14 protein-coding genes are annotated in these 14560 nt (G+C 61.2%); 8 read left to right on the top strand and 6 right to left on the bottom strand.

The window, feature by feature from the left end:
* Positions 1 to 69: 69 nt before the first annotated feature.
* The 3 genes from HKK54_RS05260 to HKK54_RS05250 all read left to right on the top strand — a co-directional run bounded on the left by HKK54_RS05260 (position 70) and on the right by HKK54_RS05250 (position 4132).
* Positions 70 to 1434 carry an MFS transporter gene (locus HKK54_RS05260; protein WP_010170736.1) on the top strand — a complete coding sequence of 455 codons (1365 nt, stop codon included), beginning with the start codon at positions 70 to 72 and terminating at the stop codon, positions 1432 to 1434.
* A gap of 13 nt (positions 1435 to 1447) precedes the next feature.
* Positions 1448 to 3001 (top strand): galactarate dehydratase, encoded by a 1554-nt coding sequence (garD, locus tag HKK54_RS05255; RefSeq protein ID WP_010170733.1) that lies wholly within the window; start codon positions 1448 to 1450, stop codon positions 2999 to 3001.
* Between the two features lie 189 nt (positions 3002 to 3190).
* Positions 3191 to 4132, top strand: a complete 942-nt coding sequence (locus HKK54_RS05250; RefSeq protein WP_169386307.1) for an AEC family transporter — start codon at positions 3191 to 3193, stop codon at positions 4130 to 4132.
* Here the strand turns inward: HKK54_RS05250 and HKK54_RS05245 are convergent.
* From HKK54_RS05245 to gatC, 6 genes are all read right to left on the bottom strand, one after another.
* On the bottom strand, positions 4129 to 4509 hold the full coding sequence (locus tag HKK54_RS05245; RefSeq protein ID WP_088422719.1) for a carboxymuconolactone decarboxylase family protein: 381 nt from the start codon (positions 4507 to 4509) through the stop codon (positions 4129 to 4131). The two genes, HKK54_RS05250 and HKK54_RS05245, sit on opposite strands and share 4 nt — an antisense overlap.
* Complete coding sequence (locus HKK54_RS05240; RefSeq protein ID WP_010170727.1) at positions 4506 to 5561, bottom strand: calcium/sodium antiporter; 1056 nt, start codon at positions 5559 to 5561, stop codon at positions 4506 to 4508. The genes HKK54_RS05245 and HKK54_RS05240 overlap by 4 nt, the downstream gene beginning before the upstream one ends.
* Positions 5562 to 5611: 50 nt before the next feature.
* Positions 5612 to 5983, bottom strand: a complete 372-nt coding sequence (locus HKK54_RS05235) for a septal ring lytic transglycosylase RlpA family protein (protein WP_010170725.1) — start codon at positions 5981 to 5983, stop codon at positions 5612 to 5614.
* A 156-nt stretch (positions 5984 to 6139) separates the two neighbouring features.
* Complete coding sequence (gatB, locus tag HKK54_RS05230) at positions 6140 to 7585, bottom strand: Asp-tRNA(Asn)/Glu-tRNA(Gln) amidotransferase subunit GatB (protein WP_010170723.1); 1446 nt, start codon at positions 7583 to 7585, stop codon at positions 6140 to 6142.
* Between the two features lie 10 nt (positions 7586 to 7595).
* Complete coding sequence (gatA, locus tag HKK54_RS05225) at positions 7596 to 9047, bottom strand: Asp-tRNA(Asn)/Glu-tRNA(Gln) amidotransferase subunit GatA (protein ID WP_169386306.1); 1452 nt, start codon at positions 9045 to 9047, stop codon at positions 7596 to 7598.
* A gap of 16 nt (positions 9048 to 9063) precedes the next feature.
* Positions 9064 to 9351: an Asp-tRNA(Asn)/Glu-tRNA(Gln) amidotransferase subunit GatC gene (gene gatC / locus HKK54_RS05220; RefSeq protein WP_003216077.1), complete on the bottom strand. Its 288-nt coding sequence runs from the start codon at positions 9349 to 9351 to the stop codon at positions 9064 to 9066.
* Positions 9352 to 9561: 210 nt separating this feature from the next.
* Between gatC and mreB the strand changes: the two genes are divergently transcribed.
* The 5 genes from mreB (at position 9562) to rng (ending at position 14512) form a co-directional block, all read left to right on the top strand.
* The gene (gene mreB, locus HKK54_RS05215; RefSeq protein WP_002555108.1) at positions 9562 to 10599 is read left to right on the top strand and encodes a rod shape-determining protein MreB; all 1038 of its coding nucleotides are present in this window, start codon (positions 9562 to 9564) and stop codon (positions 10597 to 10599) included.
* Between the two features lie 140 nt (positions 10600 to 10739).
* Positions 10740 to 11849: a rod shape-determining protein MreC gene (mreC, locus tag HKK54_RS05210; protein WP_169389247.1), complete on the top strand. Its 1110-nt coding sequence runs from the start codon at positions 10740 to 10742 to the stop codon at positions 11847 to 11849.
* On the top strand, positions 11849 to 12337 hold the full coding sequence (gene mreD / locus HKK54_RS05205) for a rod shape-determining protein MreD (RefSeq protein ID WP_010170623.1): 489 nt from the start codon (positions 11849 to 11851) through the stop codon (positions 12335 to 12337). Before mreC ends, mreD begins: the two co-directional genes overlap by 1 nt.
* Before the next feature lie 50 nt (positions 12338 to 12387).
* Positions 12388 to 12984, top strand: a complete 597-nt coding sequence (locus HKK54_RS05200; RefSeq protein ID WP_169386305.1) for a Maf family protein — start codon at positions 12388 to 12390, stop codon at positions 12982 to 12984.
* Between the two features lie 70 nt (positions 12985 to 13054).
* A complete protein-coding gene (rng, locus tag HKK54_RS05195; protein WP_003216085.1) occupies positions 13055 to 14512 on the top strand; it encodes a ribonuclease G in 1458 nt (485 codons plus the stop codon).
* Positions 14513 to 14560: the final 48 nt, after the last annotated feature.

Genomic DNA, 14560 nt, shown 5'->3' with positions numbered 1-14560 from the left:
GGTCCGTGCCCGCCACAGGCTTACAATTTGATTACCCGCAAAAAAAATAATTAGTGGGAGTACATCTTCATGCAAGCGACCAAGCCGACTCACGTCCGCTATTTGATCCTGCTCATGCTGTTTCTGGTGACCACGATCAACTACGCCGACCGTGCCACCATTGCCATTGCCGGCTCCAGCCTGCAAAAAGACCTCGGCATTGACGCCGTCACCCTCGGCTATATCTTCTCCGCATTCGGTTGGGCCTACGTGGCCGGGCAAATTCCCGGCGGCTGGCTGCTGGACCGGTTCGGTTCGAAAAAGGTCTACGCCCTGAGCATTTTCACCTGGTCACTGTTCACCGTGCTGCAAGGCTATGTCGGTGAGTTCGGTGTCTCCACCGCCATCGTTGCGCTGTTCATGCTGCGGTTCCTGGTGGGCCTGGCTGAAGCACCATCCTTCCCCGGAAATGCCCGCATTGTGGCGGCGTGGTTTCCTACCGCTGAACGCGGCACTGCCTCGGCGATCTTCAACTCGGCGCAGTACTTCGCCACCGTGTTGTTCGCGCCGCTGATGGGCTGGATCGTCTACACCTTCGGCTGGCAGCACGTGTTTGTGGTGATGGGCGGCATAGGCATCGTGTTCTCGCTGATCTGGCTGAAAGTTATCCACAGCCCGCGCCAGCACCCGATGATCAACGAAGCCGAGTTCCAGCACATCGCTGCCAACGGCGCGATGGTCGACATGGACCAGGACAAGGGCAAAGGCAAGAAAACCGACGGCCCGAAGTGGGACTACATCCGTCAGTTGTTGACCAACCGCATGATGCTCGGCGTGTACTTGGGCCAGTACTGCATCAACGGCATCACCTATTTCTTCCTGACCTGGTTCCCGGTGTACCTGGTTCAGGAGCGCGGCATGACCATCCTCAAGGCCGGCTTCATCGCTTCGTTGCCAGCGATCTGCGGTTTTATCGGCGGCGTATTGGGCGGGGTGATTTCCGACTACCTGCTGCGTAAAGGCCATTCCCTGACCTTCGCCCGCAAGGCGCCGATCATTGGCGGCTTGCTGATTTCCAGCAGCATCGTCGCGTGCAACTACGTGGACATCGAATGGATGGTGGTGGGCTTCATGGCCCTGGCCTTCTTCGGTAAAGGCGTTGGCGCACTGGGTTGGGCGGTGGTGTCCGACACCTCGCCGAAACAAATCGCTGGCTTGAGCGGTGGTTTGTTCAATATGTTCGGCAACCTGGCGTCCATCAGCACACCGATCGTGATTGGCTACATCATCAGCACCACCGGTTCCTTCAAATGGGCGCTGGTGTTTGTGGGTGCCAACGCATTGCTGGCTGTATTCAGCTACCTGGTGATTGTCGGCCCGATCAAGCGTGTGGTGCTCAAAGAGCCGCCGGCCAACGGCCCTGAGCTGACTAAACTTTCTCAAGCGCATTCCTGAAGGGGCCCGCGTCATGCAGTTGATTGAACATGCCGATTCGCCACGCTCCATCCGTTTGCACGCGCTGGATAACGTGGTGATTGTGGTCAACGACCAGGGCGTACCGGCGGGGACCGAGTTTCCCGACGGCCTGGTGACGGTGGATTTCATTCCCCAAAGCCACAAGGTGACCCTGGAAGACATCCCCGAAGGCGGTCGGATCATTCGCTACGGGCAGACCATCGGGTATGCCTTGCGCCCGATTCCCCGCGGCAGTTGGGTTCAGGAAGATCAACTGCGCATGCCCACGGCGCCGCCCCTGGACAGCTTGCCGCTGTCCACCGAGGTGCCCGAGGCGCAGGCGCCGCTGGAAGGGTTTACCTTCGAAGGTTATCGCAACGCCGACGGTACGGTCGGCACGCGCAATATCCTTGGCATCACCACCACGGTGCAGTGCGTCACGGGCGTGCTGGACCACGCGGTGAAGCGCATCAAGGACGAGCTGCTGCCCAAGTATCCGAACGTCGATGACGTGGTCGCGCTGACCCACAGCTACGGCTGCGGCGTGGCGATTACCGCCACCGACGCCTACATCCCGATTCGCACCGTGCGTAACCTGGCGCGCAACCCGAACCTGGGCGGTGAGGCCCTGGTGATCAGCCTCGGTTGCGAGAAATTGCAGGCCGGGCAGGTGATGCACGACAACGACCGCTCGGTAGACCTGAGTGAGCCCTGGCTGTACCGGTTGCAGGACTCCAGCCACGGCTTTACCGAAATGATCGAACAGATCATGGAATTGGCCGAAACCCGCCTGAAGAAACTCGACCAGCGCCGGCGGGAAACCGTACCGGCGTCGGAGTTGATCCTCGGCATGCAGTGCGGCGGCAGCGATGCATTCTCAGGGATTACCGCCAACCCGGCGCTGGGTTATGCCTCGGATTTGCTGCTGCGGGCGGGCGCGACGGTGATGTTTTCCGAAGTGACCGAAGTGCGCGATGCGATCTACCTGCTGACGTCCCGTGCACAGAACCAGGACGTGGCCCGGGAGCTGGTGCGGGAAATGGACTGGTACGATCGCTACCTGGCCAAGGGCGAGGCGGATCGCAGCGCCAACACCACGCCGGGCAACAAGAAGGGCGGGTTGTCGAATATTGTCGAGAAGTCGCTGGGCTCTATCGTCAAGTCGGGCAGCAGTGCGATCAATGGCGTGCTTGGCCCGGGTGAACGGTTCAATCGCAAGGGCCTGATTTTTTGCGCGACGCCCGCCAGTGATTTTGTGTGCGGTACGTTGCAGTTGGCGGCGGGGATGAACCTGCATGTGTTCACCACCGGGCGTGGTACGCCGTATGGGCTGGCGATGGCGCCGGTGGTGAAGGTCTCGACGCGCACCGAGCTGGCGCAGCGCTGGCCGGACCTGATTGATATCGATGCCGGGCGGATTGCCACCGGGCGGGCGACGATCGAGGAGCTGGGTTGGGAGTTGTTCCACTTCTATCTGGACGTGGCCAGCGGCAAGAAGCAGACCTGGGCGGAGCAGCACAAGCTGCATAACGACATTACGTTGTTCAACCCGGCGCCGATCACCTGAGACAGATGTGCACTGTGTGGGAGCTGGCTTGCCTGCGATAGCGGTAGGCCAGACAACAATGATGTTTGCTGTACCGACGCCATCGCAGGCAAGCCAGCTCCCACATTTGATCGGTGTGCTCCAGACGAACCCGTGCCAGGTGGCTTATCATTAGCCACCTACCGACGCCCACCCAAGGTTCTCCCCGGCATGCTGGCAATTTTCCTACAAACCCTGAACATCACCGCGCCGGTGTTTGCCATGCTGTTCCTGGGCGTCCTGCTCAAGCGCATCAACTGGATCAACGACAACTTTATCCACATCGCCTCGGCCCTGGTGTTCAACGTCACCATGCCGGCCTTGCTGTTCCTCGGGATTCTCCACGCCGACCTGCATTCAGCCCTCAAACCCGGGCTGTTGATCTACTTCGCCGTGGCCACGTTGCTGAGCTTCGCCCTGGCCTGGGGCTGGGCGATCTTTCGTTGCCCGCGGGAAGATCGCGGCATCTACGCCCAAGGTGCGTTTCGCGGCAACAACGGCGTGATCGGCCTGGCCCTGGCGGCCAGCATGTATGGCGACTACGGGATTTCCCTCGGCGCGGTGCTCGCAGCGCTGGTGATCCTGTTCTACAACACCCTGTCGACCATTGTGCTGGCGGTGTACAGCCCGGTGATCAAGTCCGACCCCTGGAGCATCTTCAAGAGCGTGCTGGCCAACCCGTTGATCATCAGCGTGATCGCGGCGGCGCCCTTCGCGTATTTCCAGATTGGCCTGCCCGGCTGGCTGGAGTCTTCCGGGCAGTACCTGGCGGACATGACCTTGCCACTGGCGCTGATCTGTATCGGCGGCACCCTGTCGTTGGCGGCGTTGCGCAAAAGCGGTGACATGGCCCTGAGTGCCAGCCTGATGAAGATGGTCTGGCTGCCGGTGCTGGCCACCCTGGGGGCGTGGCTGCTGGGGTTCCGTGGGCCGGAGTTGGGGATTCTGTTCCTGTACTTCGGCGCGCCCACGGCGGCGGCCAGTTATGTGATGGCGCGGGCGGCGGAGGGCAATCATGAGCTGGCGGCGGCGATTATCGTGATCACCACCTTGATGGCGGCGGTGACCACGAATATCGGGATTTTCGTGTTGCAGGCAGGCGGCTGGATTTAAACGTCTTTCTGGTAACTGTCGATCACTTCCTGCGCGGCACGGAAGGCATCAATCGCTGCCGGCACACCGGCATACACCGCGCAATGCAGGAGCGCCTCGCGAATCTCCTCCACGGTGCACCCATTGTTCAGCGCGCCGCGCACATGGCCCTTGAGTTCCTGCGGGCACTTGAGGGCGGTCAAGGCGGCGAGGGTGATCAGGCTGCGGGTTTTCAGCGGCAACCCTTCACGGTTCCACACGCTGCCCCAGGCATGCTCGTTGACGAAATCCTGCAGCGGCTGGCTGAACTCGGTGGCGTTGCCCAGCGCCCGATCGACAAACACATCACCCATTACCTGGCGGCGCATTTCAACGCCGGGCTTTTTCTGTTCGGTCATTGCGATTCCCTCTTGTGTTGGCGGCGCCAGGCTCGCAGCGAGGTGAACAACAGGAAAGCCACCAGCGCTGGCAGGACGTAATACAGCATCAGTTGTTCAAGCTTGTTGGCCAGCGGCATGCCGAAGGTGAACGACACCACATGCAGCCCGTACACCAGGTACAGGCCCAGGAACACCAGGCCTTCGGCCCGGGTGACGCGGTAGCCCGAATAGAACACCGGCAGGCACAACGCGACCACGCCAAGCATCACTGGCAGGTCAAAATCCAGCGCGTTGGGCGACACCGACAGCGGCGAAGGCGCCACCAGGGCGGTAAAGCCCAGCACCCCGAGCAAGTTGAACAGGTTGCTGCCGATCACGTTGCCTACGGCAATTTCCCGCTGGCCGCGCAGGGCGGCGATCAACGAGGTAGCGAGGCACGGCAGGGAAGTGCCGACGCCAATCAGCGTCAGGCCGATGATGCGCTCCGACAGCCCGAGGTCCTCGGCCACGTCCACCGCGGCGCCCAGCAGCAGGTGCCCGGCGAGGACCAGGATCAGCAGCCCGCCAAGCATCAGCAGCACGCTGCTCAGCCACGGCGCCTGCACCACAATGTCCCGGGTACGGGGGCGGCGGGAGTGGCGGGTCTGGTAGAGCAGCACGCCGAGGTAGGCCACCAGGGCCACCAGCAGCAACAGGCCGTCGACCGGCGTCAGCTCTTCATTGGCGGCGAGCACAAACACCAGCAGGCTGGCGAGAATCATCACCGGGATGTCCAGGCGCACCAGTTGCCGCGAGACCCGCAGCGGGATGATCAGGGCCGACAGGCCAAGGGTTACCAGGGTATTGAAGATACTGCTGCCGATCACGCTGCCCACGGCGATGTCGGTGTTATCGGCCAGGGTGGCTTGCAGGCTGATCGCCATTTGCGGCGCGCTGCTGCCGAAGGCAACGATGCTCAGGCCGATGATCAGCGGCCGCACCTTGAGGCTGGCTGCCAGGCGCACGGCGGCGCGCACCAGGACTTCGGCGCCGACGATCAACAGCAGCAGGCCGCTGATCAGTTCGATCACGCTAAAGAGCGAGAGGGCGGTTAATCCGAAAATGGCCTGGGCTCCGTGGGTCAATTGCTGAGGGCTTGCACGCGAACACGCGCGGTGCCGTTGCTGATCATACCGAGCTGTTCGGCGGCTTTGCGTGAAAGGTCGATCAGGCGCCCACGGGTGTGCGGGCCGCGGTCGTTGATGCGGACAACGACGCTTTTGTTGTTGTCGAGGTTGGTGACCTTCACCTGCGTGCCGAAGGGCAGGCGACGATGGGCGGCGGTCAGGGCATTCTGGTTGAACGGTTCACCGCTGGCAGTTCGGTTGCCGTGGTGTTTGGCGCCGTAGTAGGAGGCGGTGCCGGTTTCGTCGTAGCCGTTGGGGTCGATGAGGCCGCTGGCGCAGCCGGTAAGCAGTGAGAACAGGGCCAGCAGGCCGAGTAGACGCTTCATTCAAGGTGTCCCCGAAAGTGATGTGGAAACCGGCTTATGTGGGAGCCGGGCTTGCCCGCGATGCAAGCGCCTCGGTCTTTCAGGTGCACCGAGGTGATGCTATCGCAGGCAAGCCAGCTCCCACACAAGCCGGCTCCCGCAGTGAGGCGACCGCGATCAGCCTTCGAGCTTGCTTTTCAGCAGTTCGTTGACCTGTTGCGGGTTGGCCTTGCCTTTGGAGGCTTTCATCGCCTGGCCGACAAAGAAGCCGAACATTTTGCCGCGCTTGGCTTCATCCGCCGCACGGTATTGTTCAACCTGTTCGGCGTTGGCTGCCAGCATCTCGTCAAGCACGGCCGAAATCGCGCCGCTGTCGGTGACTTGCTTCAGGCCGCGCTTCTCGATGATCTCGTCAGCGTTGCCTTCGCCTGCGGCCATGGCTTCAAACACGGTCTTGGCGATTTTGCCGGAGATGGTGTTGTCCTTGATCCGCAGCAACATGCCGCCCAACTGCTCGGCGGACACCGGTGCTTCGTCGATTTCCAGGCCCTGTTTGTTCAACAGGCTGCCCAGCTCAACCATCACCCAGTTGGCCGCCAGTTTGGCGTCGCCGGCAATGCTCACGACTTTTTCGAAGTAGTTGGCTTGCTCGCGGCTCGAAGCCAGGACGCTGGCGTCATACACCGAAAGGCCGAACTGCTCCTGGAAGCGCTCGCGCTTTTGCGGCGGCAATTCCGGCAGGGTGGCGCGCACGTCAGCCAGGAACGAGTCCTCGATGACCACCGGCAACAGGTCCGGGTCGGGGAAGTAACGGTAGTCGTTGGCTTCCTCTTTGCTGCGCATGGCGCGGGTTTCGTCTTTGTTCGGGTCGTACAGGCGCGTCTGCTGGATCACCTTGCCGCCGTCTTCGATCAGTTCGATCTGGCGACGCACTTCGGTGTTGATCGCCTTCTCGATGAAACGGAACGAGTTGACGTTCTTGATCTCGCAGCGGGTGCCGTACTCGGCCTGTCCTTTTGGCCGCACCGACACGTTGCAGTCGCAACGCAGGGAGCCTTCGGCCATGTTGCCGTCGCAAATGCCCAGGTAACGCACCAGCGCGTGGATCGTCTTGACGTAGGCCACGGCTTCCTTGGCGCTGCGCATGTCCGGCTCGGACACGATCTCCAGCAACGGGGTGCCGGCGCGGTTCAGGTCGATGCCGGTGGCGCCGTTGAATTCTTCGTGCAGGCTCTTGCCGGCATCTTCTTCCAGGTGCGCACGGGTCACGCCGACACGTTTGATGGTGCCGTCTTCCAGCGGGATGTCCAGGTAGCCCTTGCCGACGATCGGCAATTCCATCTGGCTGATCTGGTAGCCCTTGGGCAGGTCCGGGTAGAAGTAGTTTTTACGGGCGAACACGTTGTGCTGGCCGATTTCGGCATCGATTGCGAGGCCGAACATCACCGCCATGCGCACCGCTTCCTGGTTCAGCACCGGCAGCACGCCGGGCATGCCCAGGTCTACGAGGCTGGCCTGGGTGTTGGGCTCGGAGCCGAACGTGGTGGCGCTACCGGAGAAAATCTTCGATTGGGTGGCGAGCTGGGTATGAATCTCCAGCCCGATCACGACTTCCCATTGCATAGTGTTCTCCTCAGAAGCCGGTAGGGGTGCGAGTGTGCCAGTCAGTGTTCAACTGGTACTGGTGCGCCACATTGAGCAGGCGGCCTTCCTGGAAATACGGGGCAAGCAGTTGCACGCCCACCGGCAAACCGTCGACGAAACCTGCAGGCATGGACAATCCCGGCAGCCCCGCGAGGTTGGCGGTGATGGTGTACAGGTCTTCCAGGTACTCGGCGATCGGATCGCCGGTCTTGGCGCCGATCTTCCAGGCCGGGTTTGGCGTGGTTGGGCCGAGGATCACGTCGACTTCATTAAAGGCAGCCATGAAGTCGTTCTTGATCAGGCGACGGATCTTTTGCGCCTTGAGGTAATACGCGTCGTAGTAACCGGCCGACAGGGCGTAGGCACCGACCATGATCCGGCGCTGTACTTCCACACCGAAACCTTCGCCACGGGAGCGCTTGTAAAGGTCGGTAAGGTCTTTCGGGTTTTCGCAGCGGTAGCCGAAACGCACGCCGTCGAAACGCGACAGGTTGGAGGACGCTTCTGCCGGGGCGATCACGTAGTAGGCAGGAATCGCGTGCTGGTTGTTCGGCAGGCTGATTTCCTTGATCACGGCGCCGAGCTTTTCCAGCGCCTTGACGCTGTTGTGCACCAGTTCGGCAATGCGCGGATCGAGACCGGCGCTGAAATACTCTTTTGGCACGCCAATGCGCAGGCCTTTGATCGAGGTATTCAGGCTGGCGCTGTAGTCCGGCACAGGCTCGTCAATGCTGGTGGAGTCCTGCGGATCGAAGCCTGCCATGCCTTGTAACAATATTGCGCAGTCTTCAGCCGTGCGTGCCAGAGGGCCGCCCTGATCAAGACTGGAGGCGTAGGCAATCATGCCCCAGCGGGAAACGCGACCGTAGGTCGGTTTCAAGCCGGTGAGGTTGGTGAACGCGGCCGGTTGGCGGATCGAACCGCCGGTGTCGGTGGCCGTGGCGGCAGGTAACAGACGAGCGGCAACCGCGGCAGCCGAACCGCCGGACGAACCGCCGGGCACGTGCTCAAGGTTCCACGGGTTTTTCACCGGGCCGTAGTGGCTCGACTCGTTGGCCGAGCCCATGGCGAATTCGTCCATGTTGGTCTTGCCCAGGGTCACAGCCCCGGCGGCAGCCAGCTTGGCGACCACGGTGGCGTCGTAGGGCGCCTTGAAATTGTCGAGCATCTTCGAGCCGCAGCTGGTGCGAATGCCCTGGGTGCAGAACAGGTCTTTGTGGGCAATCGGCGCACCCAACAGGGCGCCGTTTTCACCGTTGGCGCGACGGGCGTCGGCGGCCTTGGCCTGGCTCAGGGCCAGTTCTTCGGTGATGCTGATGAAGCTGTTGACCGCAGGGTCCAGCTCGGCGATACGCGCCAGCAGGGTCTTGGTCAGCTCTTCGGAAGAAAACTTTTTGTCGGCGAGACCGCGGGCGATCTCGGCCAGAGTCAATTGATGCATTGCAGGCTCTTTCCCTTTAGTCGATGACTTTCGGAACCAGGTACAGGCCGTTTTCGACCGCTGGCGCGATGGACTGGTAAGCCTCGCGGTTATTGCGCTCGGTCACAACGTCGGCGCGCAGGCGCTGGCTGGCTTCCAGCGGGTGAGCCAGGGGCTCGATGCCGTCGGTATTCACGGCTTGCATTTGGTCGACCAGCCCGAGAATGCTGTTCAGGGCTGCGGTGGTCTGTGGAAGATCGGCTTCATTGAGGCCCAGGCAGGCCAAATGAGCGATTTTTTCCACGTCGGAGCGTTCAAGCGCCATGGGATTCTCCAGTGGAAAACAGAACGGAAGCTATCCGTGTGTTAGATTGTAGGAACACTACCGCATTTCTACGGTCATATGGCCGCGATTGTGGGGGTTGGTGCACAGAAAGTCGGCCAATTTAGCACATTGGCGCCTTGCCCAAAATCCCTGTCGTTGTTAGAGTTTGCCGCACTTTTTTACCCACGCGTTGCCTAGGGTCCCTTTCCCATGTTCAAGAAACTGCGTGGCATGTTTTCCAGCGATCTTTCCATCGACCTGGGCACTGCCAACACCCTTATTTACGTGCGCGAGCGCGGTATCGTCCTGAATGAGCCATCGGTTGTGGCCATTCGGACCCATGGTAATCAGAAAAGTGTCGTTGCCGTTGGCACCGAGGCCAAGCGCATGTTGGGCCGAACACCGGGCAACATTGCTGCCATTCGTCCGATGAAGGATGGCGTGATTGCCGACTTCAGTGTCTGCGAAAAGATGCTGCAGTACTTTATTAACAAGGTTCACGAAAACAGCTTCCTGCAGCCCAGCCCTCGTGTGCTGATCTGCGTTCCGTGCAAGTCCACCCAGGTGGAGCGTCGTGCCATCCGTGAATCGGCCCTTGGTGCCGGTGCCCGTGAAGTGTTCCTGATCGAAGAGCCAATGGCGGCTGCGATCGGTGCCGGCCTGCCGGTTGAAGAGGCGCGCGGCTCGATGGTGGTGGATATCGGTGGTGGTACCACTGAAATCGCCCTGATTTCCCTCAATGGTGTGGTGTATGCCGAATCCGTACGGGTTGGCGGCGACCGCTTCGACGAAGCGATCATCACCTACGTGCGTCGTAACTACGGCAGCCTGATCGGCGAGTCCACCGCCGAGCGCATCAAGCAGGAAATCGGTACCGCTTACCCGGGCGGCGAAGTGCGCGAAGTGGATGTTCGCGGTCGCAACCTGGCCGAAGGCGTTCCACGTGCCTTTACCCTGAACTCCAATGAAGTGCTGGAAGCTCTGCAAGAGTCCCTGGCCACCATCGTTCAGGCTGTGAAGAGCGCCCTGGAGCAATCGCCTCCGGAACTGGCTTCCGATATCGCCGAGCGTGGCCTGGTGCTGACCGGTGGTGGCGCCTTGCTGCGCGACCTCGACAAGTTGCTGGCCCAGGAAACCGGTCTGCCAGTGATCGTCGCTGAAGACCCGCTGACCTGCGTTGCCCGTGGCGGTGGTCGTGCACTGGAAATGATGGATAAACACACCATGGACCTGCTCTCCAGCGAATAAGCGTTTGCTGGTTGGCCCATGCTTCGCCAACAGGCAGCACTTTGCAGTGCTGCCTGTTGGCGTTTATCTTCTTCAATCTGCATCCAGGCCGGTTTGATGCCGTATGAATAAAGAAAAAATTTGCCCGGGAGGAGCGGCTTATTAAACCGCTTTTCTCCAAAGGCCCCTCATTGGGCGTGCGCCTGTTGGTGCTGGTCGTGCTATCGGTTGCGCTGATGGTGGTCGATGCCCGCTTCACACTGCTCAAGCCAGTGCGTAGCCAGATGTCGCTGGTCCTGATGCAGACTTACTGGATCACTGACCTGCCGCAGCGTCTTTACCAGGGCGTGGCCAGCCAATTTGGCAGCCGCACCGAACTGGTGGCCGAAAACGAAAAACTCAAGACCGAAAACCTGCTGCTGCAGGGACGCATGCAAAAGCTGGCGGCCCTCACCGAGCAGAACGTTCGGCTGCGCGAGTTGCTCAATTCCTCTGCGCTGGTCAACGAAAAGGTCGAAGTGGCCGAGTTGATCGGCATGGACCCGAACCCCTTCACCCACCGCATCATCATCAACAAGGGTGAGCGCGACGGCGTGGTCCTTGGCCAGCCGGTGCTCGATGCCCGTGGCTTGATGGGCCAGGTGGTGGAGTTGATGCCTTATACCTCCCGCGTCCTGTTGCTGACCGACACCACCCACAGTATCCCGGTGCAAGTTAACCGCAACGGTCTGCGGGCGATTGCCAGCGGTACGGGTAACCCGGAGCGCCTGGAGTTGCGCCACGTGGCTGATACTGCCGACATCAAGGAAGGCGACCTGCTGGTCAGTTCCGGCCTGGGTCAGCGGTTCCCGGCGGGCTACCCGGTCGCGACGGTCAAGGAAGTGATCCACGATTCCGGCCAGCCGTTCGCCATCGTGCGCGCCGTGCCGACCGCCGCGTTGAACCGCAGCCGCTACCTGTTGCTGGTGTTCAGTGACAACCGCACCCCGGAAGAGCGCGCCAACGAAGCCGCCCAGGCCCAGGAAGCGGAAGACAAGCAAAACGGCACTGCGCCGATCATTCCGGCCACCGTGCCAAAGCCGGCTGCACCTGCCGCCCCGGCTGCTGCTCCGGCAACCCCAGTCGCGCCTGTCGCAACCCCGGCCAAGCCGGTGGCCCATAGCGCGCGTCCGGCCAAGCCTGCGGCTGCTACACCTGCCGCTGCCAAACCGCCCGCTGCCGCCAAGCCACCGGCTGCGGCCCCGGCAACCACTCGGCAGAGGGAAGAATAATGGCCGGTACTCATTCGCGTAACGGCTGGATCGTCTGGCTGACCTTCGCCATCGGCTTGCTGCTCAGCGTTTCGCCGTTGCCGCAATTCATGGAAATCCTGCGTCCGCTGTGGCTCGCCTTGCTGCTGGCATTCTGGGCCCTGGCGTTGCCGCACAAGGTCGGGATGGTCACGGCCATGTGCCTGGGGCTGATGGAGGATGTGCTTTATGGCACGCTGCTCGGCCAGAACGCGCTGATCCTGACCCTGATTACCTTCCTGGTGTTGTCGTTGCAGCAGCGCCTTCGCATGTTCCCGATGTGGCAGCAGTGCCTGGTGATCCTGGTGATCTTCGGCCTGGCGCAGCTGGTACAGCTGTGGCTCAGTGCCTTGACCGGCAACCGCCAACCGACCCTGGCGCTGGTGTTGCCCGCCCTGGTCAGTGCGTTGTTGTGGCCCTGGATCAGTTTCGGCCTGCGTGGATTGCGTCGTCGCTATAAAATCAATTGAATGGATCGCGAGGCTCTGCCTGGTTATCGAACCCCACAGGGAGAGTCTGCATGAATTCGCTTTACCTGGCCTCGGGCTCCCCGAGGCGGCGTGAACTGCTGACCCAGATCGGTGTGCCGTTCACTGTCGTCAGCGCCGCCATTGATGAAACTCCCCTTACCAATGAATCGCCGGCGTCCTACGTAGAGCGCCTGGCGCGCGGCAAGGCGGCGGCCGGCCGTGCGACCCTGGCCGATGCGGCTGGCGCTTGCGTACTGGGCGCCGACACCGCCGTCATCCTCGACGGCCAGATCCTCGGTAAACCCGTGGGTCAGGCCGATGCCCAGGCCATGTTGCTGGCCCTTTCTGATCGTGAACACGAAGTCCTGACGGCCATTGCCCTGATTGATGATCAGCGTTGCGAAACGCGGCTGGTCAGCAGTCGCGTGCGCTTTCGCAAGATTTCAGCGGATGAAGCCACCACTTATTGGCACAGCGGCGAGCCCCAGGACAAAGCGGGCGGCTATGCTATCCAAGGCTTGGCGGCGGTGTTCGTCGCCGGACTCAATGGCAGCTACTCTGCCGTCGTTGGCCTGCCGGTCTGCGAAACCGCAGAACTGCTGGGCCAATTCGGCATACCCTGTTGGCAAAACCTTACCGTGCGCTAAACGCCGTATTCCAGCGCCAAGCCTTAAGCGATCGGTCACTATTGTGAAAACGCCTGAACGAGACCCAGCCATGAGTGAAGAGATTCTGATCAATATCACGCCGATGGAATCGCGCGTGGCGGTGGTAGAGAACGGTGTTCTGCAAGAAGTGCATGTCGAGCGCACCCAAAAGCGCGGGATCGTCGGCAATATCTATAAAGGCAAGGTCGTGCGTGTGTTACCGGGGATGCAGGCGGCTTTCGTCGACATCGGCCTGGACCGCGCCGCGTTTATCCATGCTTCGGAAATCTCCCTGCGTGAAGGCCCGGCGGTTGAAAGCATCAGCGCCCTGGTGCACGAAGGGCAAAGCCTGGTGGTGCAAGTCACCAAGGACCCGATTGGCTCCAAAGGCGCGCGGTTGACCACCCAACTGTCGATTCCTTCGCGCTACCTGGTGTACATGCCACGCACGGCCCACGTTGGCATCTCCCTGAAAATCGAAGACGAAGCCGAGCGCGAGCGCCTGAAAAAGGTGGTCAGCGACTGCGTGGCGCTGGAAGGCATCAAGGAGGCCGGAGGTTTCATCCTGCGTACCGCCGCTGAAGGCGCCGGCGCCGATGAAATCCTCATGGACATCCGTTACCTGCGTCGCCTCTGGGACCAGATCGGCGCGCAGATCAAGACCATTGGCGCACCGAGTGTGATCTATGAAGACCTCGGCCTGGCCCTGCGCACGTTGCGTGATCTGGTCAGCCCGAAGATTGAGAAAATTCGTATCGACTCGCGGGAAACCTTCCAGCGCACCACGCAATTTGTTGCCGAGCTGATGCCGGAAATTGCCGATCGCCTGGAGCATTACCCGGGCGAGCGGCCGATCTTCGACCTGTACGGTGTCGAAGACGAAATCCAGAAAGCCCTCGAGCGCAAAGTGCCGCTCAAGTCCGGCGGCTACCTGGTGGTGGACCCGGCTGAAGCGATGAGCACCATCGACGTCAACACGGGCGCCTTTGTGGGCCATCGCAACCTCGAAGAAACCATCTTCAAGACCAACCTCGAAGCCGCTACCGCAATTGCCCGCCAACTGCGCCTGCGCAACCTGGGCGGGATCATCATCATCGACTTCATCGACATGGAGGATGAAGAGCACCAGCGCCAGGTACTGCGTACCCTTGAAAAGCAGCTGGAGCGCGATCACGCCAAGACCAACATCATCGGTATCACCGAATTGGGCCTGGTGCAGATGACCCGCAAGCGCACCCGCGAAAGCCTGGAGCAAGTACTGTGCGAGCCGTGCAGCAGTTGCCAGGGGCGCGGTAAGTTGAAGACCCCGGAAACGGTTTGCTACGAGATTTTCCGGGAAATCTTACGGGAGGCACGCGCCTACCAGGCCGAGGGCTATAGAGTCCTGGCTAACCAGAAGGTGGTCGACCGGCTGCTGGATGAAGAGTCCGGCAACGTCGCGGAGCTGGAAGGTTTTATCGGACGCACTATTCGCTTCCAGGTCGAAACCATGTATTCCCAGGAACAATATGACGTGGTGCTGCTCTGATTCGCGTTAGCTCTTATCAACGAGACCGGCAGACCTTGAACTGCCGTC

Origin of the sequence: Pseudomonas sp. ADAK13, from assembly GCF_012935715.1 — a bacterium.
In the GTDB taxonomy this organism is placed as follows: Bacteria; Pseudomonadota; Gammaproteobacteria; order Pseudomonadales; family Pseudomonadaceae; genus Aquipseudomonas.
Note: the sequence above shows the minus strand (reverse complement) of the source record. Positions and strands in the feature narration are given on the sequence as shown.

Excerpts from the sequence above, each read along its gene's own strand:
- HKK54_RS05235 (WP_010170725.1), bottom strand. The coding sequence starts at position 5,983 with ATGAAGCGTCTACTCGGCCTGCTGGCCCTGTTCTCACTGCTTACCGGC.
- HKK54_RS05250 (WP_169386307.1), top strand. The coding sequence starts at position 3,191 with ATGCTGGCAATTTTCCTACAAACCCTGAACATCACCGCGCCGGTGTTT.
- rng (WP_003216085.1), top strand. The coding sequence starts at position 13,055 with ATGAGTGAAGAGATTCTGATCAATATCACGCCGATGGAATCGCGCGTG.
- garD (WP_010170733.1), top strand. The coding sequence starts at position 1,448 with ATGCAGTTGATTGAACATGCCGATTCGCCACGCTCCATCCGTTTGCAC.
- HKK54_RS05200 (WP_169386305.1), top strand. The coding sequence starts at position 12,388 with ATGAATTCGCTTTACCTGGCCTCGGGCTCCCCGAGGCGGCGTGAACTG.
- gatC (WP_003216077.1), bottom strand. The coding sequence starts at position 9,351 with ATGGCGCTTGAACGCTCCGACGTGGAAAAAATCGCTCATTTGGCCTGC.
- mreD (WP_010170623.1), top strand. The coding sequence starts at position 11,849 with ATGGCCGGTACTCATTCGCGTAACGGCTGGATCGTCTGGCTGACCTTC.
- mreB (WP_002555108.1), top strand. The coding sequence starts at position 9,562 with ATGTTCAAGAAACTGCGTGGCATGTTTTCCAGCGATCTTTCCATCGAC.
- HKK54_RS05260 (WP_010170736.1), top strand. The coding sequence starts at position 70 with ATGCAAGCGACCAAGCCGACTCACGTCCGCTATTTGATCCTGCTCATG.
- HKK54_RS05245 (WP_088422719.1), bottom strand. The coding sequence starts at position 4,509 with ATGACCGAACAGAAAAAGCCCGGCGTTGAAATGCGCCGCCAGGTAATG.
- gatA (WP_169386306.1), bottom strand. The coding sequence starts at position 9,047 with ATGCATCAATTGACTCTGGCCGAGATCGCCCGCGGTCTCGCCGACAAA.
- gatB (WP_010170723.1), bottom strand. The coding sequence starts at position 7,585 with ATGCAATGGGAAGTCGTGATCGGGCTGGAGATTCATACCCAGCTCGCC.